22 protein-coding genes and 2 pseudogenes are annotated in these 22,366 nt (G+C 70.6%); 12 read left to right on the top strand and 12 right to left on the bottom strand.

The features are described from left to right. Positions 1 to 10: 10 nt before the first annotated feature. Positions 11 to 1,591 (bottom strand): acyl-CoA mutase large subunit family protein, encoded by a 1,581-nt coding sequence (locus OG332_RS27265; RefSeq protein WP_327415924.1) that lies wholly within the window; start codon positions 1,589 to 1,591, stop codon positions 11 to 13. Between the two features lie 179 nt (positions 1,592 to 1,770). Between OG332_RS27265 and OG332_RS27260 the strand changes: the two genes are divergently transcribed. Further along, positions 1,771 to 2,649 carry a L,D-transpeptidase family protein gene (locus OG332_RS27260; RefSeq protein WP_327415923.1) on the top strand — a complete coding sequence of 293 codons (879 nt, stop codon included), beginning with the start codon at positions 1,771 to 1,773 and terminating at the stop codon, positions 2,647 to 2,649. Between the two features lie 262 nt (positions 2,650 to 2,911). On the opposite strand, the gene OG332_RS27255 is transcribed toward OG332_RS27260, so the two are convergent. Continuing rightward, positions 2,912 to 3,949, bottom strand: coding sequence for a hypothetical protein (locus tag OG332_RS27255; protein ID WP_327415922.1), 1,038 nt, complete (start codon positions 3,947 to 3,949; stop codon positions 2,912 to 2,914). Further along, complete coding sequence (locus OG332_RS27250) at positions 3,949 to 4,701, bottom strand: RNA polymerase sigma factor (protein WP_327419381.1); 753 nt, start codon at positions 4,699 to 4,701, stop codon at positions 3,949 to 3,951. The genes OG332_RS27255 and OG332_RS27250 overlap by 1 nt, the downstream gene beginning before the upstream one ends. 472 nt (positions 4,702 to 5,173) lie before the next feature. Here OG332_RS27250 and OG332_RS27245 point away from each other — a divergent pair, with 472 nt between their 5' ends. The 5 genes from OG332_RS27245 (at position 5,174) to OG332_RS27225 (ending at position 9,294) form a co-directional block, all read left to right on the top strand. Then, entirely contained in the window at positions 5,174 to 5,728 is a 555-nt protein-coding gene (locus tag OG332_RS27245; RefSeq protein ID WP_327419380.1) for a 2-oxo-4-hydroxy-4-carboxy-5-ureidoimidazoline decarboxylase, read from the top strand. Positions 5,729 to 5,880: 152 nt separating this feature from the next. Then, positions 5,881 to 6,261: a succinate dehydrogenase, cytochrome b556 subunit gene (gene sdhC, locus OG332_RS27240; RefSeq protein ID WP_327415921.1), complete on the top strand. Its 381-nt coding sequence runs from the start codon at positions 5,881 to 5,883 to the stop codon at positions 6,259 to 6,261. Between the two features lie 5 nt (positions 6,262 to 6,266). Continuing rightward, positions 6,267 to 6,758 carry a succinate dehydrogenase hydrophobic membrane anchor subunit gene (locus OG332_RS27235; RefSeq protein WP_327415920.1) on the top strand — a complete coding sequence of 164 codons (492 nt, stop codon included), beginning with the start codon at positions 6,267 to 6,269 and terminating at the stop codon, positions 6,756 to 6,758. A gap of 23 nt (positions 6,759 to 6,781) precedes the next feature. Then, entirely contained in the window at positions 6,782 to 8,536 is a 1,755-nt protein-coding gene (sdhA, locus tag OG332_RS27230) for a succinate dehydrogenase flavoprotein subunit (protein WP_327264098.1), read from the top strand. Beyond that, entirely contained in the window at positions 8,536 to 9,294 is a 759-nt protein-coding gene (locus OG332_RS27225; protein WP_189733159.1) for a succinate dehydrogenase iron-sulfur subunit, read from the top strand. Before sdhA ends, OG332_RS27225 begins: the two co-directional genes overlap by 1 nt. Positions 9,295 to 9,406: 112 nt before the next feature. On the opposite strand, the pseudogene OG332_RS27220 reads toward OG332_RS27225, so the two are convergent. Then, a pseudogene (locus OG332_RS27220) lies at positions 9,407 to 9,922 on the bottom strand (DUF7737 domain-containing protein); the annotation flags it as partial. An 83-nt stretch (positions 9,923 to 10,005) separates the two neighbouring features. Here OG332_RS27220 and OG332_RS27215 point away from each other — a divergent pair. Both OG332_RS27215 and OG332_RS27210 read left to right on the top strand, forming a co-directional pair. Then, on the top strand, positions 10,006 to 10,197 hold the full coding sequence (locus OG332_RS27215) for a hypothetical protein (protein ID WP_327415919.1): 192 nt from the start codon (positions 10,006 to 10,008) through the stop codon (positions 10,195 to 10,197). A 42-nt stretch (positions 10,198 to 10,239) separates the two neighbouring features. Further along, positions 10,240 to 10,791 carry a hypothetical protein gene (locus OG332_RS27210; protein ID WP_327415918.1) on the top strand — a complete coding sequence of 184 codons (552 nt, stop codon included), beginning with the start codon at positions 10,240 to 10,242 and terminating at the stop codon, positions 10,789 to 10,791. 40 nt (positions 10,792 to 10,831) lie between these two features. Here the strand turns inward: OG332_RS27210 and OG332_RS27205 are convergent. Next, positions 10,832 to 12,194, bottom strand: a pseudogene (locus OG332_RS27205) (family 2B encapsulin nanocompartment shell protein). Between the two features lie 225 nt (positions 12,195 to 12,419). Between OG332_RS27205 and OG332_RS27200 the strand changes: the two are divergent. The 3 genes from OG332_RS27200 to OG332_RS27190 are packed head-to-tail and all read left to right on the top strand — an operon-like array spanning position 12,420 to position 14,014. After that, positions 12,420 to 12,824: a hypothetical protein gene (locus OG332_RS27200; protein WP_327415917.1), complete on the top strand. Its 405-nt coding sequence runs from the start codon at positions 12,420 to 12,422 to the stop codon at positions 12,822 to 12,824. 3 nt (positions 12,825 to 12,827) lie between these two features. After that, positions 12,828 to 13,256 (top strand): thiol-disulfide oxidoreductase DCC family protein, encoded by a 429-nt coding sequence (locus OG332_RS27195; protein WP_327415916.1) that lies wholly within the window; start codon positions 12,828 to 12,830, stop codon positions 13,254 to 13,256. A gap of 11 nt (positions 13,257 to 13,267) precedes the next feature. Further along, positions 13,268 to 14,014 carry a TetR family transcriptional regulator gene (locus OG332_RS27190; protein WP_327415915.1) on the top strand — a complete coding sequence of 249 codons (747 nt, stop codon included), beginning with the start codon at positions 13,268 to 13,270 and terminating at the stop codon, positions 14,012 to 14,014. Positions 14,015 to 14,029: 15 nt separating this feature from the next. On the opposite strand, the gene OG332_RS27185 is transcribed toward OG332_RS27190, so the two are convergent. The 3 genes from OG332_RS27185 to OG332_RS27175 all read right to left on the bottom strand — a co-directional run bounded on the left by OG332_RS27185 (position 14,030) and on the right by OG332_RS27175 (position 17,303). Continuing rightward, positions 14,030 to 15,586, bottom strand: coding sequence for an ABC transporter substrate-binding protein (locus OG332_RS27185; protein ID WP_327415914.1), 1,557 nt, complete (start codon positions 15,584 to 15,586; stop codon positions 14,030 to 14,032). A 122-nt stretch (positions 15,587 to 15,708) separates the two neighbouring features. Then, complete coding sequence (locus tag OG332_RS27180) at positions 15,709 to 16,992, bottom strand: metallophosphoesterase (protein ID WP_327415913.1); 1,284 nt, start codon at positions 16,990 to 16,992, stop codon at positions 15,709 to 15,711. After that, a complete protein-coding gene (locus OG332_RS27175; protein WP_327415912.1) occupies positions 16,989 to 17,303 on the bottom strand; it encodes an SCO4848 family membrane protein in 315 nt (104 codons plus the stop codon). The genes OG332_RS27180 and OG332_RS27175 overlap by 4 nt, the downstream gene beginning before the upstream one ends. 121 nt (positions 17,304 to 17,424) lie before the next feature. Here OG332_RS27175 and OG332_RS27170 point away from each other — a divergent pair, with 121 nt between their 5' ends. Beyond that, positions 17,425 to 18,666 (top strand): D-alanyl-D-alanine carboxypeptidase family protein, encoded by a 1,242-nt coding sequence (locus OG332_RS27170; RefSeq protein ID WP_327415911.1) that lies wholly within the window; start codon positions 17,425 to 17,427, stop codon positions 18,664 to 18,666. Positions 18,667 to 18,707: 41 nt separating this feature from the next. On the opposite strand, the gene OG332_RS27165 is transcribed toward OG332_RS27170, so the two are convergent. The 4 genes from OG332_RS27165 to trpS all read right to left on the bottom strand — a co-directional run bounded on the left by OG332_RS27165 (position 18,708) and on the right by trpS (position 22,043). After that, entirely contained in the window at positions 18,708 to 19,151 is a 444-nt protein-coding gene (locus tag OG332_RS27165; protein ID WP_327415910.1) for a hypothetical protein, read from the bottom strand. Between the two features lie 97 nt (positions 19,152 to 19,248). Then, positions 19,249 to 20,148: a YihY/virulence factor BrkB family protein gene (locus OG332_RS27160; protein ID WP_327415909.1), complete on the bottom strand. Its 900-nt coding sequence runs from the start codon at positions 20,146 to 20,148 to the stop codon at positions 19,249 to 19,251. A 178-nt stretch (positions 20,149 to 20,326) separates the two neighbouring features. Then, the gene (locus OG332_RS27155; protein WP_327415908.1) at positions 20,327 to 20,932 is read right to left on the bottom strand and encodes a 2'-5' RNA ligase family protein; all 606 of its coding nucleotides are present in this window, start codon (positions 20,930 to 20,932) and stop codon (positions 20,327 to 20,329) included. A gap of 97 nt (positions 20,933 to 21,029) precedes the next feature. Then, complete coding sequence (gene trpS, locus OG332_RS27150; RefSeq protein WP_327415907.1) at positions 21,030 to 22,043, bottom strand: tryptophan--tRNA ligase; 1,014 nt, start codon at positions 22,041 to 22,043, stop codon at positions 21,030 to 21,032. Positions 22,044 to 22,366: the final 323 nt, after the last annotated feature.

Below are 22,366 nucleotides of genomic sequence, written 5' to 3'. Positions count from 1 at the left end.
CCAGCGGGTTTCACCATGTGGAATCCGTCGGCTCGTACGTCCCCCACACCTCCCGCAGCGCCCCGCACACCTCCCCCACCGTGGCCCGCGCCCGCAGCGCCTCCTTCATCGGGTACAGCACGTTCTCCGTTCCCGCGGCCGCCTCCCGCAGGGCCGCGAGCGCCGCCGAGACCGCCGCCGCGTCCCGCTCCGCCCGCAGCCGCGCCAGCGCCGCGCACTGCCGCGCCTCGATGGCCGGGTCCACGCGCAGCGGCTCGTACGGCTCCTCCCGGTCGAGCGCGAAACGGTTGACGCCGACCACCACCCGCTCCCCGCTCTCGGTCTCCTGCGCGATGCGGTAGGCGTTCCGCTCGATCTCGCCCTTCTGGAAGCCGTTCTCGATCGCGGCCACCGCCCCGCCCTGGTCCTCGACCCGCCGCATCAGCGCGAGCGCCGCCGCCTCCAGCTCGTCCGTCATCCGCTCCACGGCGTACGACCCGGCGAAGGGGTCCACGGTGTGCGGCACGTCCGTCTCGTACGCGAGGACCTGCTGGGTGCGCAGCGCGAGGCGGGCCGACTTCTCCGTCGGCAGCGCGATGGCCTCGTCGAAGGAGTTGGTGTGCAGGGACTGCGTGCCGCCCAGGACGGCGGCGAGCGCCTGCACGGCCACCCGTACGAGGTTCAGCTCGGGCTGCTGCGCGGTCAGCTGGACCCCGGCCGTCTGGGTGTGGAAGCGCAGCATCAGCGACTTCGGATCCCTCGCCCCGAACTCCTCGCGCATGACGCGGGCCCAGATCCGCCGGGCCGCGCGGAACTTCGCGACCTCCTCCAGCAGGGTGGTGCGGGAGACGAAGAAGAAGGAGAGCCGGGGCGCGAACTCGTCGACCGCCATCCCGGCGGCCAGGGCCGTACGGACGTAGGCGATGCCGTCGGCGAGCGTGAAGGCCACCTCCTGCGCGGGCGAGGCCCCCGCTTCGGCCATGTGGTAGCCGGAGATGGAGATGGTGTTCCACTTGGGGATCTCTGCCCGGCAGTAGCGGAAGGTGTCGGCCGTCAGCCGGAGCGAGGGCTCGGGCGGGAAGATGTACGTCCCCCGCGCGATGTACTCCTTCAGGACGTCGTTCTGGACCGTGCCCGTCAGCTGCCCGCCCGGGATGCCCTGTTCCTCCGCGACCAGCTGGTAGAGCAGCAGGAGCAGTGCGGCGGGCGCGTTGATGGTCATGGAGGTGGAGACCCGGTCGAGCGGGATCCCGTCGAACAGCGTCCGCATGTCGTCGACGGAGTCGACGGCGACCCCGACCTTGCCGACCTCGCCGTGCGCGAGCGGGGCGTCGGAGTCGTGTCCCATCTGGGTCGGCAGGTCGAAGGCGACGGAGAGTCCGGTGCCGCCGCCGGCGATGAGCTGCCGGTAGCGGGCGTTGGACTCGGCGGCGGTGCCGAAACCGGCGTACTGCCGCATGGTCCATGGCCGACCGGTGTACATGTTCGGATAAATCCCCCTGGTGTAGGGGAAATCGCCCGGTTCGCCCAGGGCGGCCGCGGGGTCCCACCCCGTCAGGTCGCCGGGTTCGTAGACGGGTTCGATCGGGAGTCCGCTCTCGGTGCGTGCCATGTGACGAAGACCTCCGTGGAACTACCGGGCCCGGGGCTGGTACAACCTTGCCCGCGCATCGCTTCTTAAGACCGCGGACGGCTGCTGGTCACAATGGCGCAACATCCCGTGGCCCAGTGCAACTCTCCACGCGCGCCAGGCATCACCTAGATACACGACGTAGAAACCGGGGGACTGCAATGCAGCGCCAGAGAGTCATAATCCGCACGATCGGGGTTGCCACCGCCGTCGCGCTCGCCGCGACCGCCTGCGGGCCGCAGAAGTCGGAGTCCGCCGGCTCCGCTTCCCCGGCTTCGTCCTCGCCCACGGCGGGCGCCTCCCCCGAAGCCTCACCGACCACCGACAACAAGCCCGGCGAGGTCTCGCCGTCGGCCTCCGCTTCGCCCTCCGCCTCGGCTTCCCCGTCGGCCTCTCCTTCGCCCTCGGTGAAGCAGGTCATGGCCAACGGCGACGACAGCGACCAGGTGCGCGAGCTCCAGGCACGACTGCGGCAGCTCAAGCTGATGTCGGTCGCGCCGACCGGTTTCTACGGTTCGAAGACCACGGCCGCGGTCAAGTCCTTCCAGTCGAAGAACGGTCTGAACGCGACCGGTTCGGTCGACGACGCCACCTGGAAGAAGATCCAGAAGTCCAGCAAGAAGCCCACCGCCGACGAGCTGCGCCCGCCGACCGTCAACGAGGTCGACGCGCCGGACCCGCGCTGCATGGAGGGCCGGGTCATGTGCATCAGCAAGGAGAGCCGCACCCTCGCCTGGATGATCGACGGCAAGGTCATCTCCACCATGGACGTGCGCTTCGGTTCGGAGAACACCCCGACCCGCGAGGGCGTCTTCAAGGTGGACCGCAAGGAGAAGGAGTGGACGTCCACGCTCTACCACACGGCCATGCCGTACTCGATGTTCTTCAGCGGCGGCCAGGCCGTGCACTACTCGGCCGACTTCGCGGCCCGCGGCTACAACGGCGCCTCGCACGGCTGCGTGAACGTCCGGGACAAGGGCAAGCTGTCGAGCCTCTTCGGCCAGGTGAACGTCGGCGACAAGGTCGTCGTGTACTGGTGATGCGCGCGGCCCCACGGGCCCACGCGGAAGGCCTTCGACCGGGATCCGGTCGAAGGCCTTGTTGTTGGAAGCCGAGGGCCGGCCTCCGGGGGTCGAGGTAAAGGGCGCGGGCAGGGCCGGGGGAACGTGCCCCGCCCGCGCCGGTTGCACAGAGCCCAGGGGTACGGGGGGAACCCCGGCTCATGCGCGGCCGATGACCAGTCGGCTCGATATGTACTGCGCCACCGGTTCGAAAAGTGTTACAGGCGGGTCAGCGCATGTGTCAGAGACCGGTGCGCAGCCCCGTCGAGCCCCGCGGAACCGCCGGGGCCAGGGTCGGGGCCTTGAGCGTCCCTTCCCCCAGCGGGGTGTCGCTGCGCTTGCCGCCGGAGTCCGGCTCCAGCACCGACTGGCAGTAGTCCGGGATCCGGGTGAGCCCGTCCGCCAGGCGTGAGAGCCGCTCGCGGCGGTCGTCGTCGAGGCGGCCCGACCGGTAGTCCTGGCAGAGGTCCAGCGCCTTGATGAGGTTCTCCCGCTCGCGGCGCTCGCGGTCCTTGCCGGTGTCTCCGCTGCCGAAGGTGTCCCGGTCCGGGTCCTTGTCGCCCGTGCCGCCCAGGTCGCCCCGGGTGTCCTTGCCCGAGCCGCCGGTCGCCGAGGTGTCCCCGCCGGTTCCGGTGCCGGGCACCGTACGTCCGTCCGCGCCCGGCGACTGCGACGGGCCCGGGGTGAGCATCGAATTCGAGCCGTCCGGCAGCGGCGTGGGCCGCAGTTTCGGGGTGAGCGTCGGGGCTCCGCTGTCGATGCCCGGGTCCGCGTTCTCGCCGGCGGTGACGGACATCGCCGGTCCGGGGCCCGCGGTGTCGTGCCGGTCGCGGTCCAGCAGCCCGGCGCCCGCCGCCGCGGCGAGGCCGCCGACGGCGACGCTCGCCAGAGCGGCCGCCAGGCCGAAACTCACGGTCCGGCCGCGCCGGGGTGCGCGTACGGGTGCGAAGGAGGGGACGAGGCGGCCGAGATCGACCACGGGTTCGCCGGATCCGGCCGTCGGGGTCCGCTCCGACCGGTCCGCGGAGCGGCCGGCGGCGGTCCGCGCCGTACGGAAGGCGGCCACGGCCGCGGCCTCGCCGGGCAGTTCCGTTCCCGCGGGCGGCAGCTCTCCGCCGGCGCCCAGGGCTTCCAGGGCGTCGAGGGCGGCACGCAGCCGGGCTGCCTCGACGCGGGCGCGCGGCTCGGCGCCGGCCGGGCCCACAGGTTCCGCCGGTTCACCGCGCAGGAGTCTGTCCGCCGCGGCCTGGTCCAGCCACCTGTTGCGCTCGTCGGCCATCACATGTCCTTCTGCGTCCGCCAACGTGAATGCGTCACACCGGTTTGCTCTACGAAGCCCCCGCCTCGGCCGCGCTGTGCGGGTACGGCGTCGAGATCCCTCCCGCCCCCGCCGTCCCACGGCTGGCCACCGGCATTATGGCCGACCGTCGCGGCCGACTCCGCGCCGGTGCCCGGGTCGGGCCCGAATCCGCCGTCCGAACCCTCTTCGCCGAGCAGCTCGGCCAGCTTCTTCAAACCCCGGTGCGCCGCGGTCCGTACGGCGCCGGGGCGCTTGCCGAGGGTCTCGGCCGCGCTCTTGGCGTCCAGCCCGACCACGACCCGCAGGACGACGGCCTCGGCCTGGTCCTGCGGAAGTTTGGCTATGAGCGCCATGGTGCGCCCGGTGTCGAGGGACTCCATCGCCGCGCCGGCGGTGTCGCACTCGGCGGCCCAGCTCGTCAGCTCGGTGTCGTCGCCGCCGATGGCGGGACGGCGGCCGCGCATGCGGATGTGGTCGAGTGCCCGGTTGCGGGCGATGCGGGCGGCCCAGCCGCGGAAGCGGTCGGCGTCTCCGGTGAAGGAGTCGAGGTCGCGGGCGATCTGCAGCCAGGCCTCGGAGGTCACGTCCTCGGCGTCGCCGTCCCCGACGAGCGTGCGTACGTATCCGAGCAGGCGTGGGTGCACGGCGCGGTACACAGCACGGAACGCGTTCTCGTCGCCGTCCTGTGCCGCGAGCACCGCGGCGGTCAGCTCCGCGTCGTCCCCCAGCAAAGTCCCCAACCCGTTCACTGTCCTGTACGTGTGGCGCAAATCAGCACGTTACGGCTTTCAAGCACCCCACGTCCACGAGTGATACAACGCGCAACCAATCCTGTGCGGAGCGAGGTGTGACACAAAACGCACTCGTGGCGCTGACAGGGGTACGGGCTTGTCGCACGAGTCCGTGACGGATGGCGGCCGGGGCCTCTCCTGTGGGGGGTGGCGGCCTCGGTCGCCCTCCCCCTCCCGGACCACTTCCCGGGCCTGGCTGCGGCGCTCACGTCATCCTTTCGGCTCACTTCCGGGTGAAAACCCCTGATGGGTACGACACACCCTGCCTTGCATCGCTAGCGTGGCGGTACACCCGCGCCACGCCCCGAGGAGCCCCAAGCTGTCCAGCCACCTTCCGGCACAGGCCCACGGGGGCACCTCCCTGGGGGCCCCTTCACGGGGGCCCCTCCCGGACGGAGTCCGGGGGAGAAGCCTGGGGGAGAAGTCTGCGGGGTGCTCCCATCCTTCTCACGGCTCCGGGCTGGCACGGTTCAACACCCTGTCCCCCGAGACCGCCCACGCCGTCCTGCTGCAGTGCTGCGGGAGCCGCCGCTGGGCGCACCGGGTGGCCACCCACCGCCCCTACCCGGATCCGGACGCCCTGCTCGCCGCCGCGGACGAGGCCTCGTACGACCTCTCCCAGGCCGACCTGACCGAGGCGCTGGCCGCGGAGAGTTCGGCGGAGCTGGACCACGGCGCGCCGTACGCCGCCCTGCTGGCCCTCGACGCGGCGCACGCGGAGTACGAACGGAAATTCGGCCACGCCTTCGTGATCTGCCTCGCAGGGCATCCGCCGGAGGAGCAGGCGGACCAGCTGCTGGGGGCGATCCGCCGCAGGATGACGCACGAGGTGGACGAGGAGCGCTCGATCTCGGCGGACGAGCTGCGCCGCGTCGCACAGGCCCGGCTCTGGGATCTGACACGCTGGCTGACCTCGACGGATGGGCCGACTGCCTCGGAAATCGGGCTATTCGCCCCTGTGGGATAGTCCGTACGTGCCTGTTTGATCACACCGATGGCCCCCGCGCAAGGGAACCGACAAAGCGTCGCTACGATGTCCGGGGCCGGAGGACCGTACCCGGCCGGGCCCGACCGACAAAGAAGCCGGCTGGCCCCCGCCCCGCTTCCGGAGGGTTTTCCGTGCCGGCTGGAACGTTGTACCGCGGCCGGGAAGGAATGTGGTCCTGGGTGGCTCATCGAGTCACCGGCGTCCTCATTTTCTTCTTCCTGTTCGTACACGTCCTCGACACCGCACTCGTCCGCGTCTCCCCCGAGGCGTACGACGATGTCGTGGCTACCTACAAGACTCCGATCGTCGCGCTGCTGGAGTACGGCCTCGTCGCCGCAATCCTGTTCCACGCGCTCAACGGTCTCCGTGTCATCGCCGTGGACTTCTGGTCCAAGGGCCCCCGCTACCAGAAGCACATGCTCTGGTCCGTCGTGGGCATCTGGATCGTGCTGATGTTCGGGGCCCTGTACCCCGTGCTGGGCCACGCCTACCTTGAACTGTTCGGGAAGTGACACGCATGTCTTCTGACACTTCTTCCGTCGACATGACCAAGGGCGTCGGCGACGTCGAGGGCGTGTCCCTCTACGACGTCGACAACCCGGCGCCCTACATCGAGGCCCCGCGCAAGCGCACGGGCAAGACCCCGCGCTCGACCCGCGGCAACTTCGAGATGGTCGCGTGGCTCTTCATGCGCCTCTCGGGCATCGTGCTCGTCGTCCTGGTCATCGGCCACCTGCTGATCCAGCTGGTGCTCGACGGCGGCGTCTCCAAGATCGGCTTCGCCTTCGTGGCCGGCCGGTGGGCTTCCCCGTTCTGGCAGGTCTGGGACCTGCTGATGCTGTGGCTGGCCATGCTGCACGGCGCCAACGGTCTGCGTACGGTCATCAACGACTACGCGGAGCGCGCCAACACGCGGCTGTGGCTGAAGGGCCTGCTCTACACCGCCACGGTGTTCACCATCCTTCTGGGCACGCTGGTGATCTTCACCTTCGACCCGAACATCCGCTAGGCAACGGGGCTGAGGCGAAACCAATGAAGATCCACAAGTACGACACCGTCATCGTCGGCGCGGGCGGCGCGGGCATGCGCGCCGCCATCGAGTCGACGAAGCGCAGCCGCACCGCCGTGCTGACGAAGCTCTACCCCACCCGCTCCCACACGGGCGCCGCGCAGGGCGGCATGGCTGCCGCGCTGGCCAACGTGGAAGAGGACAACTGGGAGTGGCACACCTTCGACACGGTCAAGGGCGGTGACTACCTGGTCGACCAGGACGCCGCCGAGATCCTGGCGAAGGAGGCCATCGACGCCGTCCTCGACCTGGAGAAGATGGGCCTGCCGTTCAACCGCACCCCGGACGGCACCATCGACCAGCGCCGCTTCGGCGGCCACTCGCGCAACCACGGCGAGGCCCCGGTCCGCCGGTCCTGCTACGCCGCGGACCGCACCGGTCACATGATCCTCCAGACGCTGTACCAGAACTGCGTCAAGGAGGGCGTGGAGTTCTTCAACGAGTTCTACGTCCTGGACCAGCTCCTCGTCGAGGAGGACGGCGTCAAGAAGTCGGCCGGTGTGGTCGCGTACGAGCTCGCCACCGGCGAGATCCACGTGTTCCAGGCCAAGGCCGTCATCTACGCCTCCGGCGGCACCGGCAAGTTCTTCAAGGTGACCTCCAACGCGCACACCCTCACGGGTGACGGCCAGGCGGCCTGCTACCGCCGCGGCCTGCCGCTCGAGGACATGGAGTTCTTCCAGTTCCACCCGACGGGCATCTGGCGCATGGGCATCCTGCTGACGGAGGGCGCCCGCGGTGAGGGCGGCATCCTCCGCAACAAGGACGGCGAGCGCTTCATGGAGAAGTACGCGCCGGTCATGAAGGACCTCGCGTCCCGTGACGTCGTCTCGCGCTCCATCTACACCGAGATCCGTGAGGGCCGCGGCTGCGGTCCGGCCGGTGACCACGTGTACCTGGACCTGACGCACCTGCCGCCGGAGCAGCTCGACGCGAAGCTCCCGGACATCACCGAGTTCGCGCGCACCTACCTGGGCATCGAGCCGTACACGGACCCGATCCCGATCCAGCCCACCGCGCACTACGCCATGGGCGGCATCCCGACCAACGTCGAGGGTGAGGTCCTCAGCGACAACACCACCGTCGTCCCGGGCCTGTACGCGGCCGGCGAGGTCGCGTGCGTGTCGGTGCACGGCGCGAACCGCCTGGGCACCAACTCGCTGCTGGACATCAACGTCTTCGGCAAGCGCTCCGGTATCGCCGCGGCCAGGTACTCGCAGGAGAACGACTACGTCGAGCTCCCGGAGAACCCGGCGCAGCAGGTCATCGACCTCGTCGAGCACCTGCGCAACTCCACGGGCAACGAGCGGGTCGCCGAGCTGCGTCTGGAGCTCCAGGAGACGATGGACGCGTGCGTGATGGTGTTCCGTACGGAGCAGACCATCAAGACCGCGGTCGAGAAGATCGCGGAGCTGCGCGAGCGCTACAAGAACGTGTCCGTCCAGGACAAGGGCAAGCGCTTCAACACGGACCTGCTGGAGGCCATCGAGCTGGGCAACCTGCTCGACCTGGCCGAGGTCATGGCCGTGTCCGCGCTGGCGCGCAAGGAGTCCCGCGGCGGTCACTACCGCGAGGACTACCCGAACCGCGACGACGTCAACTTCATGCGCCACACCATGGCGTACCGCGAGGTCGGCGACGACGGCAAGGATTCCGTCCGGCTGGACTACAAGCCCGTCGTCGTCACCCGCTACCAGCCGATGGAGCGTAAGTACTGATGGCCACCCCCACCCTGGACAAGATGGAGGCGGCGGCCGCCGCCTCGCCGTTCATCACGGTCACCTTCCGGATCCGCCGCTTCAACCCGGAGATCTCCGAGGAGTCGACCTGGCAGGACTTCCAGGTCGAGATCGACCCGAAGGAGCGCGTGCTCGACGGTCTCCACAAGATCAAGTGGGACCTCGACGGCACGCTGACCTTCCGCCGCTCGTGCGCGCACGGCATCTGCGGCTCCGACGCGATGCGGATCAACGGCAAGAACAGGCTCGCCTGCAAGACGCTGATCAAGGACATCAACCCGGAGAAGCCGATCACCGTCGAGGCCATCAAGGGCCTCACGGTGATGAAGGACCTCGTGGTCGACATGGAGCCCTTCTTCCAGGCGTACCGCGACGTCATGCCGTTCCTGGTCACCAAGGGCAACGAGCCGACGCGCGAGCGCCTGCAGTCCGCCGAGGACCGCGAGCGCTTCGACGACACCACCAAGTGCATCCTGTGCGCCGCGTGCACGTCCTCGTGCCCGGTGTTCTGGAACGACGGGCAGTACTTCGGCCCGGCGGCGATCGTCAACGCGCACCGCTTCATCTTCGACTCGCGTGACGAGGCCGGCGAGCAGCGGCTGGAGATCCTGAACGACAAGGACGGCGTGTGGCGCTGCCGCACGACCTTCAACTGCACCGATGCCTGCCCGCGCGGCATCGAGGTCACGAAGGCGATCCAGGAAGTCAAGCGCGCCCTGATCACCCGCCGCTTCTAGCCTTCTTGACGCGTCTCGGCTGAGGCCGGTGGACATCGGGGCCCCGCCCCCTCCGGATCGTGTCCGGGGGAGGCGGGGCCCCGCCCGTTTCCACCACCGCCGGCCGCAGGCCTCAGCGGCGGTGGAGCTGGCTGATGATGGTCGGGTCGGTGATCTCCGTGTCCTTCGCGAGCAGCATGGCCTTGCTGAGGATCACGGCCAGCGTCCGGTCCCCCTCGAAGGGCAGGTAGCCGGTGTCGGGTGCGGTGGATCCGCCGGGGACGATGCACAGGTACTGGTCGTTCGGGGTCATCAGGATGTTCCCCGAGCCCAGGTGGATCTTGTACGTGTGCAGCTCGCCCCGCACGTGCAGGAAGCGGTCCTCGACCGTGCAGCGGTCGGCGACGGCCAGGCGCGGCACCAGCCGCTCCAGCAGCGCCCGCCGGGTCTGCGCGCTCTGGTTCAGCTCGCCGAAGCCGTACGAGGTCCAGTACTCGCGGAAGCGGCCCTGGGGCCCGCCGTCGGACCAGGTCGGGTCGTTGCCGACGCTGGCCACGCCGACGAACAGGTCGACGTCCCGAAGCACCTCGCTCAGCACCAGCGCCGGTATCCGCTCGAGCGGCAGCGGGTCGACGTGGCGGCGGCCGTCTGCCGCCGCCGGCGCAGCAGCGCCGGCTGTTCGTCACGCCCCCGCTCTCCAAGACCGCCAAGGAGCCTTACAGCGCGGGCGGGTTGGCCCCGTACAAGCTGTCGGACGGCACCGGGGTGTGGGGCAAGACCGGCAGCATGGCCCAGTACTCCGGCGGGGTCTTCGGCACCGCGGACGGCCGCCGCGTGGTCACGTACTCCTTCCTGCCGACCCGGACCGCGACCAGGGCCGAGGCCGTCGAACACGTCACCGGCGTCGTCGAGGCAGCTCTCTGACCGGCACACGGGGAAGGGGGTCGTTGTGGAAGGATCGGCCATATGAGCGAGCAGCAGCCGAACCCGTACGCCAATGACCCCGCCGGCCAGGGCGGCCGGCCCGGCAGCCCCGGCCAGGACGACTACAAGTGGGGCCCGGGCGAGGCCAGTTACGGCTACCCCCAGCCCTACCCGGCGGCCCCGGCCTACCAGCCGACCATCGGCGGCGCGGGCCTGCCGGTCCCCGGCTACCCCGCCGCCGCCCCGGCCGGAGGCGCCGGCCTGTCCCTCGGTGACATCACCATCGCCGGGGACCAGATCATCACCCCGTCGGGCCCGATGCCGCTCAAGGGCGCGATGTGGAACGCGACCGACTTCTCGCGCACCGAGGAGAAGCTCCCGCCCCACGCGATCGTGCTCGCGATCGTCTTCTTCCTCTTCTGCCTGCTCGGCCTGCTCTTCCTCCTGATGAAGGAGAAGACCACCACCGGCTACATCCAGGTCACGGTGACCAGCGGCGGCCGCCACCACTCCACGATGATCCCGGCGACGAACGCGGGCACCTACCAGTGGGTGATGTCCCAGGTGAACTACGCCCGTTCACTGAGTTTCTGACCGGGCGGGGCGGCGCCCCGGCCGGCGGGAGCCCCCGCCCTCAGGCACGCGGACGGACCTCGACGTTCTCCAGGACGCCGACGGCGTCCGGGACCAGGACCGCCGCGGAGTAGTAGGCGGTGACGAGGTACGAGATGATCGCGCGCTCGTCGATGCCCGTGAAGCGGACGTTGAGCCCCGGCTCGAACTCGTCCGGCAGGCCGGTCTGGTAGAGGCCGATCACGCCTTCGTTGTCCTCGCCCGTGCGCACCGCGATGATCGAGGAGGTGTGCTGTTCGGTCAGCGGGATCTTCCCGCAGGGCAGGATCGGCACCCCTCGCCGAAGGCGGCGATGGCCTTCGGGTGGGCGAACAGGTACTGGGTGCCGCGCCGCATGGAGAGCAGGTCGTCGAGGTCGTCCGGGGTCGGCGGACCGCAGTGGGTCTGGATGCGCTGGTCGAAGTCGGCGTTGTGGAGCAGCCCGAACTCCGGGTTGTTGACGAGCTCGTGCTCCTGCCGCTCCCGCAGCTCCCGCACGGTGAGCCGCAGCTGCTGGTGGGTCTGGTTCATCGGCTGGTTGTAGAGGTCGGCGACGCGCGTGTGCACCCTCAGCACGGTCTGGGCCACGCTCAGCTCGTACTCGCGCGGCTTGAGCTCGTAGTCGGCGAAGGCGCCGGGCAGTAGGTGCTCTCCGTGGTGGCCGGCGCTCAGTTCGACGGCCTTTCGCCGGCCCGGTTGGTCCGGAAGCCGTTGCGGCTGCCGTTCAGGCCCGCGACGTGCTCGCGCAGGCGGGTGTACTGGTCGGCGACGGCGCGGTACGCCGTCTCCGGGAGCGCGAGGATCGTGACGGCGGTCGCCGCACGGGCGGTGAACTCCCAGGTGGTGCCCTTGGCGCGGGCCGGCGTGTGGCCGCCGAAGGTGTCGCCGTCGCCGAGGCGCCCGACGACGTTCTCGTCCCCGTACTTGCCCGGGCAGATCTTCTCGACCTTGCCGTGGGCGATGAGGAAGACGTGGTCGGCCTTCTTGCCGGAGTGCACGATGACCTGGCCGGGCTGGTACTCCTTCTGCACGAACTTCTCGGCCAGCGCGCCGAGCGCCAGCGGATCGTCGAAGCCGCGCAGGAGCGGCAGCTCGGTCGGCTCGGCCGGGATGACGTGGACCTTGGAGCCGTTCTTGACGAAGGTGACGCGGCCGTCTCCGAGCGCGTACGAGAGCCGCCGGTTCACCCGGTAGACACCGCCGGGCGTATGCACCCAGGGCAGTTTCCGCAGGAGCCGGCGGGAGCTGATGCCCTGCATCTGCGGTTCGGACTTGGTCGTCGTCGCGAGGTTGCGCGCCGCCGCCGCGCTCAGGCTGTGCTGTTCCTGCTCCTGATGCCGCTGCGCCGTTCCGGTCCGGTTGCCCGGTGCCGTCCCGACCGGCATGGGCCGCCTCACTTTCGCATGCACGTGATTCAGATCAGTTACTCTGCGTGGCTTCATGTAACGCATGGTGGTTGCAACTGCCGCCGGACATCTCCACGACCGGGTGAGGCGATCGGGCCGTCCGGCCCAGCCGGAGAGCCCCCCGCCCGTTCGCTTGAACTTGTTCAAAAAAGGCCCTACAGTCAACGACGTAAGCATTTGAACGCGTTCAAGGGGGCTGGGGCTGTGGACCTCACCGTGGTCACGTACGTCATCTACCTGCTCATCAGCATCGGGCTCACCGTCTGGGTGGCCCGCACGCTCAGCCGCAACGGCCGCGTCTTCATCGGCGACGTCCTCCAGGGGAACGAGAAGCTCGCGGACGCCGTCAACCAGCTGCTCGTGGTCGGCTTCTACCTCGTGAACATCGGCTTCGTGACCCTCTACCTGAGGTCGAGCGAAGAGGTCGACAGCGCCCGCGGCCTGTTCGAGGCCCTCTCGGTCAAGCTCGGCGTCGTCCTGCTGGTCCTCGGGGTCATGCACCTCGGAAACGTGTGGGTCCTGAACAAGATGCGCCGCCGGGGCATCATGGAGCGCCAGCAGACTCCGCCCGTCCCCCCGCAGGGGTGGACCGCACCGGTCGGGGCCTGAGCCGTGACGGCCGCCGCCGCGCCCGTGCGGAGCCTGACCGTCCTCTACGACGCCGGCTGCCCGCTCTGCGTGCACATCCGGCACTGGCTGCTCGCGCAGCGGTGGCTGGTCCCGCTCGCCCTGGTCCCCGCCGCTTCGTGGGAGGCGCAGCGGCGGTTCCCCCGCCTCGACCACGCGTCGACGCTGCGGGAGATCACCGTCATCGGGGACTCGGGGCAGGTGTGGACCGGGACCGACGCCTTCATCGTGTGCCTGTGGGCGCTGGCCGAACACCGGCTGAGGGCCAACTGGCTGGCCACCGCGGCCGGCCGGCCCTTCGCCCGGGCCGCCATGTACACCGCCTCCGCCTGGCGGCAGGCGGTACGGACCGGGGGCGGGCCCGAGGGCGCGGAGGGACCGGCCTGTGACGACCAGTGCCCGGTCCCCCGATAGGCTCATACACCGTGACTGATCAGAAGGCTCCCAAGAGCGAGCAGACCCGCACGCTCATCCTCGAAACCGCGCTCCGTCTCTTCCAGGAGCGCGGCTTCGACAAGACGACGATGCGGGGTATCGCGAAGGAGGCCGGTGTCTCGGTCGGCAACGCCTACTACTACTTCGAATCGAAGGAACACCTGGTCCAGGGGTTCTACGACCGGATCGGCGCCGCCCACCAGGCGGCGGTCCGGCCCATCCTGGACAACGAGACCGATCTGCAGAAGCGGCTCGCGGGCGTACTGACCAGCTGGATGGACATCGCGGCCCCGTACCACGAGTTCGCCTCGCAGTTCTTCAAGAACGCGGCCGACCCCGAAAGTCCGCTCAGCCCGTTCTCGCCGGAATCCGAGGCGGCGCGGCAGGCGGCGATCGACATCCACCGGGAGGTGCTGGCGGGTGCGAAGACCAAGGTGCCGGCCGAGCTGGCCGACGTACTGCCGGAGCTCATGTGGCTCTCGCAGATGGGCCTGGTCCTGTACTGGGTCTTCGACCGCTCCCCGAACAGCGAGAAGACGCGGCGGCTCGCCGAGCGCGGCGCGCAGCTGACGACGCGGGGCATCGTGCTGGCCCGGTTCCGGGTGCTGCGGCCGCTGGTGCGGGAAGTGCACGAACTCTTCGCGGACTTCCTGCCGGGCATGGCCCAGACGGCCACGGCGGGGGCCCGGCGCAAGGCGTCGGACCCGGACCCCGACCCGGAGCCGGACCCCGCGTAGGCCCGGGATTCCGGCTCAGAGCCAGTTGAGTTCCCACAGGCGCCAGACCCCGGTGCCGTCCGACAGGTACTGGGCTCCGGTGACGGCGTCGCGGGACATCACGTAGTCCTTCTTCTGCCAGATCGGCACCATCGGGGCCTGCTGGGCGACCACCTTCTGGAGGTCGCGGAACTCGGCGGCGGCGTCGGCCCGCTCCGAGTGGGACTGGGTACGGGTGATCAGCTCGTCCACGTGCTTGTCGGAGAAGCCGTTGTTCATGGACGAGTCGGCGCCGACGAGCGGGGCGAGGAAGTTGTCCGCGTCCGGGAAGTCGGCGATCCACCCGATCGTGTAGACGTCGAACTCGCCCGCCGCGTAACCCTTCTGGAAGTCGGCCCACTTCTCGACCAGCTTGATCGTCACCTGGAAGAGCCCGGTGCCCTCCAGCTGCCGCTTGAGCTCCTCGGCCTCGGGGATGTTCGCGCCGCGCACGTGCACCCCCAGGTTGAGGGCGACGGGACCGTTGATCCCGGCGTCCTTGAGCAGCTTCCTGGCGGTGGCCGCATTGGGCGTCGGGTAGGCGTCGAAGAACGGTGTGCTGTGGCCGGCGATGCCCGCCGGGACCAGGGAGTACAGCGGGGTGACCGTGCCCAGGTAGACGTCGCTCGCCACCTTGGAGCGGTCGAGCAGGGCGGCGACGGCCTGGCGGACGGCGAGCGGGGCGGCGGCGGAGCCGGGGCGGACGTTGAAGACCATGGAGCGGGTCTCGCTGCCGCCGGAGGCCCGGTAGCGGACGTCCTTCATGCCCGGGTTGAGGCCGGCGAGCACGGCCGGCGACATCTCCCGGTGGGCCACTTCGATCTGGCGGGCGTTCCACGCCCGGTCGAGATCTGCCGAGTCTTCGAAGTACTTCACCGTGACGGACGTGCGGGCGGACTTGCCCTGTCCCTTGTACGAGGTGTTGGGCTTGAGCTCGGCGCTCGTACCGGCCTTGTACGCGCCCAGCACGTACGGGCCGGAGCCGTCGACCTTGCCGTCCTCGCGCAGGGACTTCGCCGGGTACTTCTCCTTGTCGACGATCGAGGCGGCGCCCGTCGCGATCTTGAAGGGGAAGGTGGCGTCGCGGGCGGAGAGGTTGAAGGTGGCCGTGCGGCCCTCGGCCTTGACCGACTCCAGGGTGTTGAAGAGCGGGGCGGGGCCCTGGTCGGAGTTGATCGCCTTGATGCGGTCGAAGGAGTACTTGACGTCCTCGGCGGTGATCGGGCGGCCGCCGGCGAACTTCACGTCGGGGCGCAGCTCGCACTGGTAGGTGGTGAGCTTCTGGCCGGCGAAGGCGCAGGAGGCGGCGGCGTCCGGCACCGGGGCGTCCGAACCGGGCTTGATGGTCAGCAGCGACTGGTAGACGTTGCCGAACAGGGCCCAGGAGCCGACGTCGTACGCTCCGGCGGGGTCGAGGGAGGAGACCACGTCGCTCGTCCCGACCCGGATGGCGCCGCGGCCGCTGCCGTCCCCGGGCAGCAGCTGCCAGGCGCCGACGCCGGCCACGCCGAGGACCAGCCCGGCCGCGATCATCTTCCAGCGGACAGACCGCATCCCGTGAACCCCGCCCCTTGTCCCGGTGACAGCGATGCGCTGTCCGATTAACGGTCATCCCATCACGGAATATCAGCCGCCGGAAGGCCGATTCGCGGGCGCCCAAAGGAAGTTGGGGCGGGTCAGGCCTGATATGAGGCGAGTTCTACGACCGTGATGTCGGACGGCGCGCCCACGCGGACCGGGGGTCCCCAGGCGCCGGCCCCGCGGGACACGTAGAGCTGGGTGTCTCCGTAGCGCTCCAGCCCGGCGACGGTGGGGTTGGCGAGCTCGGCGAGGTAGTTGCCGGGCCAGAGCTGGCCGCCGTGGGTGTGGCCGGAGAGCTGGAGGTCGACACCGTGGCGGACGGCGTCGTGGATGACGACGGGCTGGTGGGCGAGGAGCACGGCGGCCCGTGTCCGGTCGCGGTCGCCGAGGGCGGCCTGGAAGTCGGGGCCGCTCCCCTCCGGTTCCCCCTGGATGTCGTTGACGCCCGCGAGGTCGAAGTGGGGCAGCGCGCGGCGGGCGTTCTCCAGCGGGGTCAGCCCGAGTTCGCGGACGTGGTCGATCCACTGCTGCGCCCCGGAGAAGTACTCGTGGTTCCCGGTCACGAAGTACGAGCCGTGGCGGGCGGCGAGCCGGCGCAGCGGCTCCGCGGCGGGCCCGAGGTCGGGGACGCTGCCGTCGACGAGGTCGCCGACGATGGCGATGAGGTCGGGCTGGGTGCGGTTGACGGTGTCGACGATGCGCTGGGCGTGGGCGCGGCCGAGCACCGGGCCGAGGTGGACGTCGCTGACGACGGCGATGCGGAAACCGTGCGCCGCGCGCGGCAGTTTGGCCAGCGGCACCTGCACCCGCCGGACGCTCGGCCCGCGCAGGACCCCGTACGTCCCGGTCGCGACGGTGCCGACGGCCACGGCGGCGGCCGCCCCGCCGACCGCCCGCGCGACGAACCGGCGGCGGGTCAGCGCCGGGCCCGTCGCGGCGGGCCCGGCGGTGGCGGCCGCGACGGGCGCCGGGGCCGGCTCCGGGGCGGGCTCGGGGGCGGCGGCCCGGGGAACGGTCTGCGGCACGGGAGGTCCGGCGACCGCCCGGGAGGGGACCCGGTGGGCCAGACGGCGGAGCAACAGCGCGCGGATCGGCTCCGCGACCAGCATCGTCAGGGTCAGGTACAGGAGCACCGCGAGCCAGAGGTATCCCGGCCAGGCCACCGTCTGCTGCAGCCGGAAGGGTGCTCCGGCGCGACCCGTGGTCAGGGCGGCCACAGAGAGGAGGGGCAGGGCGATGGCCAAGGCCGTGCCGATGCGGCGGGTGGGGGCGCCGGGCGCCGTGGTGTCGCGGACCAGGCGGATCCAGAGCCATCGGTGCACGAGCACCAGCAGGGCGCAGACCGCGAGCGCGACGAGCGCGAAGACGAGGATCGTCATGCCGAGGCCCCTCTGTCGCCGCCCGTGCCGGTGCCGGCGCCCGTGCCCGTGCTCGTGTCCGCGGCCGTACGTGATGCACGCCGCAGGGCTCGGACCCCGCGCAACCCGATCACACCGACCGCCGTCCCCAGGAGAAAGGACGTCACCGCGAGCGTCAGGTGCACCCAGAAGTGGGAAGTGGGATCGCCCGCCGCATCGAAGGCCTGGCCACTGCCGTTCTTCCACAGGTTCCGGACGAAAGACACCCAGATGAACCAGCTCCACACTCCGAAGGCGAGCAGGAACCAGGAGGCGGCACGGCTGAGTTTCATGCCCTCAGTATCGGATTCGTCCCCAGGACGGACGCGCCGGGGTGGGCTGTCCCGGGGGTGGTTGCACCGAATTGGCCGGTCCGCGACGCCGGACAGCTCATCGGGAGGTACTTTCACCTGCGTGTCTGCCAAGACGACCGCGCTGACGGTCCTTTCCGCCGCGTTGCTGGCGCCCGCCCTGCTGGTGGCCCCCGCCCACGCCGCGCCGACCCCGCCGGCCGACGGGAAGGGCGGGCCCGCCAAGGCGCCGCAGGCGCCCGCGCCGCCCGTGTCGATGTCGACGGTCGGCGGATCCCTGCTCGGCCAGCCGGGCACCCAGGTGAACCTGCTGCCCGGCGCGCCCGCCCTGCCCACGAATCTCACCGGGCGGTCCTGGATCGTGGCGGACGCCGAGTCGGGCGAGGTCCTGGCGGCGCACAACGCGCACTGGCGGCTGCCCCCGGCCTCCACCATGAAGATGCTCTTCGCGGACACCGTGCTGCCGGGCCTGCCCAAGGAGCAGGTCCACAAGGTCACCGGGCAGGACATGGACGGCGTGGGCCCGGGCAGCAGCCTGGTCGGGGTCAAGGAGGACCTCGAGTACTCCGTCCACGACCTGTGGCTCGGGGTGTTCCTGCGCTCGGGGAACGACGCCGTGCACGTACTTTCGGCCATGAACGGCGGCATCGACAAGACCGTCAAGGACATGCAGGCGCACGCCGAGGAGCTGCAGGCCCTCGACACGCACGTCGTGTCCCCCGACGGGTACGACGCCCCGGAACAGGTGTCGAGCGCGTACGACCTCACGCTGATCGCCCGCTCCGGACTGCAGAAGCAGGACTTCCGGGAGTACTGCGGCACGGCCGAGGCGAAGTTCCCGGGCAAGCAGGAGGCCGGCAAGCCGCGCGAGTACTTCGAGATCCAGAACACCAACCGGCTGATGACGGGTGCGGGCGGGCTCTCCCCCTACAAGGGCATCGCCGGGGTGAAGAACGGCAACACCACCATGGCCGGCTCCACCTTCACCGGCGCCGCCCAGCAGGGCTCCAGGAAGCTGCTGGTCACGGTGATGAACCCGGACGCCGGCGGCGCGAACTCGGTCTACGAGGAGACCGCGGCGCTGTTCGACTGGGGCTTCGCGGCGGCCGGCAAGGTCAAGCCGGTGGGTGAGCTGGTGCCGCCGAAGAGCGCCGACACCTCCTCGCACGGCTCCCCGGCCCAGTCGCACGAGAACAACCCGTCGGCGGCCGGGCAGGGCTCGGGCGGCGTGGGCACCGCGCTGGGCGTCGCGGGCGGCGTGCTGGCCGTGCTGGCGGGCGGCGCCTTCGTGGTCAACCGCCGCTGGCCCCGCGGCCGCCGCGGCCGGGGCGAGGACCTGGTGTAGGCCCGGGCCGGGACCGTACGGGCCCGGCCCGGACCCTTCGATCAGAACTGGCGCAGGGTGGACCAGTTGGCATGGCTGGACGGGTTGGTCACGTCGAAGGTGGTGCCGGAGAGCCGCCCGTCCGCCCCGCGGGACCCGTCGTAGCGCCCCACGGGGCCGTGCGACCAGTCGACGAGGAAGTAGATCTTGTTCCCGTCCACCCAGCCCTCCCGGAGGGTCCCGACGGTGTTCCCGGACGAGACGGTTCCGAAGAGGGTCCCGTTCGCGTCCTGCCGCAGGTTCACGTGCACCGTGGCATTGGTCTGGTACAGCTCCCACTTCCCGCCCGCGTTGAACAGGGGCGGCTCCTTGACGTGCTGCACCGCGCTCTGGACTGCGGTGGAAGCGGTGGCACTCGCGGGGGCCGCGAGGCCGGCCACGGCCACGGAGAGAAGGACGGCGACGGCCGTCGTGGTGAGGAGCTTGCGCGTACGGCGTGCGGACACGGGCCCTCCAGGGGCGGCCGGGACGATCGGTCCCGTTGTAGCGTGCACGGAACCTCGCCGGGGGAACTACCCGCGCCCGCCCGGGCCGACCCCAGGTTCACCCGATCGAGTCTGCCTCACCCTTCACCTGGGGTTTCGGGCTTTCCTCCGCGTCGCGCGTGGCCGTCCAGGACGCGACGAACAGCAGCAGCTTCGCCGTGAAGTTGATCCACAGCAGCAGGGCGATCGGCACGCCGAAGGCCCCGTACACGCTCTTCGCGGCGACCTCCCGCATGTAGCCGCTGAGCAGCAGCTTCAGCAGCTCGAAGCCCGCCGCGCCGATGAGTGCCGCCTCGATCAGGCGGCGGCGCGGCGGTTCCACCCCGGGGAGCAGGGTCAGCAGGTAGAGCAGCATCAGGAAGGCGGCCACGACGCCGACGAGGAAGGCGGCCGCGCGCAGGAGCGCGCCGCCCGCGCCCTCGCGCGGGATGCCCAGCCACTCGGCGGACTTCCCGACCGCCGAGGACCCGACGATCGAGGCGGCGGCCGAGGCCAGGCCCACCCCGCCGAGGCCGAGCAGGACGAGCCCGTCCTTGCCCTTGCGGACGATGGGGTTCCCGTCGTCCTCGTCGTCCTTGTCCCACACGGCGCGCAGGCAGTCCCGCATCGAGCCCACCCACCCGATGCCGGTGACGAGCAGGAGGGCGCCGGCGACGAGCCCGACGGTGCCCGCGTTCGCGACGAGCCCCGCGATGTCGAGCTGGTCGGAGATGCCCGGGACCTGCTCGGAGAGGTTCTTCTCCAGCTGGTCCAGCTGCTTCTCGCTGAGCAGCGCCGCGCCCACCGCGGCAGCCACGGTGATCAGGGGGAAGAGCGCCAGGAAGCTGATGAAGGTGATCGCGGCGGCGAGCCGGGTCCAGTGCACGCGGTCGAGGCGTTCGTACGAACGCCACGCGTGCGTCCGCATGAGACGGGCCGCGAGCGGCCCGATCACCGGGAGTTTCGTCAGCCAGTCCATGGGGTCACCGTAAATGAGAGCTCGGAAATAGTCGGGATTGTCCGTTTCGGGGACTACGGTCGTCGACTGTGACTTTTTCCGAAGCGCGCCCTGCGGGTCGCCCGTTCCACACGCTGGTCCTGCGAAGGCTGAGATTCCGCGCCCGGCGCACCGCCCGGCTGACCCTGCGCCCGCTCCGTCAGGACGGCAGCGCGGTCGCCCCGGTGGCTCCCGCCGCCTCGCCCGCGGGGCAGCCCGGCTGCGTCGGCACGCCGCTCGCCCCGGTTCCGAAGGGGTACTCGCGCAGCTTGCGCCAGACCCCGTCCGAGCCCTGCTCGTAGAGCGCGAAGCCCTCGCAGAGCCATTCGGCGGAGTACTCGGAGAGGGCCGAGAACGCCAGGTCCATCGCCTCCTCGGAGATCCCGTGGGCGACGGTGACGTGGGGGTGGTACGGGAAGGCCAGCTCGCGGCTGAGCGGCCCGTGGGGGTCGCGGACCTCACCCTGGAGGCGGGTGCAGCCCGCGGCGCCCTCGACGATCTGGACGAAGACGACCGGCGAGAGGGGGCGGAAGGTTCCCGTCCCGCCCAGCCGCATCCGGAAGGCGCTGGAGGCTGCCGCGACCCCGGCGAGGTGGGCCCGGATCGCCGGGAGCCGGTCCGCCTCCACCTCGGTCGGCGGTACGAGGGTGACGTGCGTGGGGATGCCGTGCGCGGCGGCGTCCCCGAAGCCGGCGCGCCGCTGCTGGAGCTGGCTGCCGTACGGCTCCGGGACCGCGATCGAAACGCCGAGCGTTACGGTCCCCACGTATCTCTCCTCCGCTTGTCGCTGTGGACTGCTGCCGTCCCAGTGTGGCGGCAGCACCCCCGTTCTTGCCAGGGCCCTCTGTCCGTAGTTGCGTTCGTCAGTGCTTGGCGGGCACCAGACCGAGGCGGTCGTACGCCTGCGCGAGGGTCTCGGCGGCGACCGCACGGGCCTTCTCCGCGCCCTTGGTCAGGATGGAGTCCAGCGTCTCCGGGTCGTCCAGGTATTCCTGGGTGCGCTGCTTGAACGGTGTGATGAAATCGACCATCACACCGGCCAGGTCGGTCTTCAGCGCGCCGTAGCCCTTGCCCTCGTACTTCGCCTCCAGCTCGGCGATCGTCTCGCCCGTGAGGGTGGAGTAGATCGTGAGCAGGTTGCTGACGCCGGGCTTCTTCTCGGTGTCGAAGCGGATCTCGGCCTCGGTGTCGGTGACCGCGCTCTTGATCTTCTTCTCGGTGACCTTGGGCTCGTCGAGGAGGTTGATCAGGCCCTTGGGGGACGACGCGGACTTCGACATCTTGATCGCCGGGTCCTGGAGGTCGTAGATCTTCGCGACCTCCTTGACGATGTGCGCGGCGGGCAGGGTGAAGGTCTGGCCGTAGCGCTGGTTGAAACGCTCGGCGAGGTCGCGGGTCAGCTCGATGTGCTGGCGCTGGTCCTCGCCGACGGGGACGGCGTTCGCCTGGTAGAGCAGGATGTCGGCGACCTGGAGGATCGGGTACGTGAACAGGCCGACGCTGGCGCTGTTGACGCCGCCCTTCGCGGACTTGTCCTTGAACTGGGTCATCCGGCTGGCCTCGCCGAAACCGGTGATGCAGTTCATGACCCAGCCGAGCTGGGCGTGCTCGGGCACGTGGCTCTGGATGAAGAGCGTGCAGCGCTCGGGGTCCAGGCCGGCCGCGAGCAGCTGCGCGGCGGAGAGACGGGTGTTCGCGCGGAGGTCCTTCGGATCCTGCGGCATGGTGATCGCGTGCAGGTCGACGACCATGTAGAACGCGTCGTGCGTCTCCTGCAGGGCGACGTACTGGCGAATGGCTCCGAGGTAGTTCCCGAGGTGGAACGAACCGGAGGTGGGCTGGATGCCGGAGAGCGCGCGAGGACGATCAGAAGCCATGGCTTCATTCTCTCAGGTGCGGGGGCGGGCTCGGGCCCGCCGCTGGCCGGATCCTTCCGGGTCGCGCCGGCCCGGGCCGTGCGGTGCCGGGGTACCCGGCGGTAGCGGTGCGTCCGGATCCGGCCCCGGCCGAGCGACCGCTTTCCCCCAGGTGGGCCGCTGCGCGGGGCTCCGCGGACGCCTCCCACACCCGCGCCTCAAACGCCGGCGGGGCTGGATGGTGCCGCGGCGCCACCGGCCCGGGGACGCCCTCAAACGCCGGGCGGGCTGGAAAATCCAGCCCGCCGGCGATTGAGGCGATCTTTCAGCCCCGCCGGCGTTCG

It is taken from the genome of Streptomyces sp. NBC_01233 (assembly GCF_035989305.1).
Classification (GTDB): domain Bacteria; phylum Actinomycetota; class Actinomycetes; order Streptomycetales; family Streptomycetaceae; genus Streptomyces.
Note: the sequence above shows the minus strand (reverse complement) of the source record. Positions and strands in the feature narration are given on the sequence as shown.

Coding starts and splice junctions, on each gene's coding strand:
- OG332_RS27180 (WP_327415913.1), bottom strand. CDS start 16,992: ATGACGATCCTCGTCTTCGCGCTCGTCGCGCTCGCGGTCTGCGCCCTG.
- OG332_RS27185 (WP_327415914.1), bottom strand. CDS start 15,586: ATGCGGTCTGTCCGCTGGAAGATGATCGCGGCCGGGCTGGTCCTCGGC.
- OG332_RS27225 (WP_189733159.1), top strand. CDS start 8,536: ATGGCCACCCCCACCCTGGACAAGATGGAGGCGGCGGCCGCCGCCTCG.
- OG332_RS27260 (WP_327415923.1), top strand. CDS start 1,771: ATGCAGCGCCAGAGAGTCATAATCCGCACGATCGGGGTTGCCACCGCC.
- OG332_RS27175 (WP_327415912.1), bottom strand. CDS start 17,303: ATGAAACTCAGCCGTGCCGCCTCCTGGTTCCTGCTCGCCTTCGGAGTG.
- OG332_RS27210 (WP_327415918.1), top strand. CDS start 10,240: ATGAGCGAGCAGCAGCCGAACCCGTACGCCAATGACCCCGCCGGCCAG.
- sdhA (WP_327264098.1), top strand. CDS start 6,782: ATGAAGATCCACAAGTACGACACCGTCATCGTCGGCGCGGGCGGCGCG.
- OG332_RS27265 (WP_327415924.1), bottom strand. CDS start 1,591: ATGGCACGCACCGAGAGCGGACTCCCGATCGAACCCGTCTACGAACCC.
- OG332_RS27255 (WP_327415922.1), bottom strand. CDS start 3,949: ATGGCCGACGAGCGCAACAGGTGGCTGGACCAGGCCGCGGCGGACAGA.
- trpS (WP_327415907.1), bottom strand. CDS start 22,043: ATGGCTTCTGATCGTCCTCGCGCGCTCTCCGGCATCCAGCCCACCTCC.
- OG332_RS27160 (WP_327415909.1), bottom strand. CDS start 20,148: ATGGACTGGCTGACGAAACTCCCGGTGATCGGGCCGCTCGCGGCCCGT.
- OG332_RS27235 (WP_327415920.1), top strand. CDS start 6,267: ATGTCTTCTGACACTTCTTCCGTCGACATGACCAAGGGCGTCGGCGAC.